The organism is Catenulispora pinisilvae (assembly GCF_015356865.1).
GTDB classification, from domain to species: domain Bacteria; phylum Actinomycetota; class Actinomycetes; order Streptomycetales; family Catenulisporaceae; genus Catenulispora; species Catenulispora pinisilvae.
Window position 1 is genome coordinate 1 of sequence record NZ_JAAFZA010000544.1, and the last position, 795, is coordinate 795.

At 72.7% G+C, this 795-nt stretch carries 1 protein-coding gene; it reads right to left on the minus strand.

Annotation, left to right across the window (positions count from 1 at the left end; translation table 11 throughout):
• A partial coding sequence (locus IZR01_RS51960; protein ID WP_228561479.1) for a hypothetical protein occupies positions 1-795 on the minus strand: 795 nt, incomplete at both ends.

A 795-nucleotide genomic window follows, 5' to 3' on the forward strand; every position in this document is an offset into this window, starting at 1 on the left:
TCTCAGGGCTGCACGAAGTGGTAGCCGGCCGGCTCCGGGGCCTGAGCCCGCGCTCGATGGTGAGCTTGATTCTGAGTCGGTGCCCGACGCTGAGCCCGCGCTCGATGGTGAGCTTGATTCTGAGTCGGTGCCCGACGCTGAGCCCGCGCCTGATCTTGAGCCGGTGCCTGACCTTGAGCCCGTGCCCGAAGCCGAGCCCGCACCGGGGGTCGAGCCCGCGCCTGACCCTGAGCCCGCACCCGAAGCCGAGCCGGCGAACGGGCGAGATGCGCGGGACCGAGCGCCACCGCGGCCCCCGCCCCCATGACGCCCCTCGCCACGGTCGCGCCACGCATAGGGGTCCGGATCCGGCGCCGGCGACTCGACCAGCCGCTGGCCACCGAGCGTCCGGAACATCTGGCCCCGGCTGAGCGTGCCGGCGTCCACGACCCGCACCGCCTCAGGCGGCGCCAACTCCCGCACGGCCTGGTAGACGGCGTCCAGCGCCGCGTTCCCGTCCGCCTTCCGCGCCGGCTTCACGATCAGCAGCAGCGCCGGCACACTGTCCGGGAAGAGCGTCCACGTCGCCGTGATCCGCCCCGCCCCGGCCGGCCTGGCGGCCCGCCGAATCCCGGCCAGATACGCGGTCACATGCGGCGGCGGTAAATGGAAGGCGGCATCAGCCTCGGTCCCGAACGGAATACGCCGCGGCCGCAACTGATCGACCACCGCCGCCGACACCACGACCGGATCCGCCGAAGCCTTGTCCACCACCAACCCGTGATGCGCCGGCACCAACGCCAACACCCCATCAGC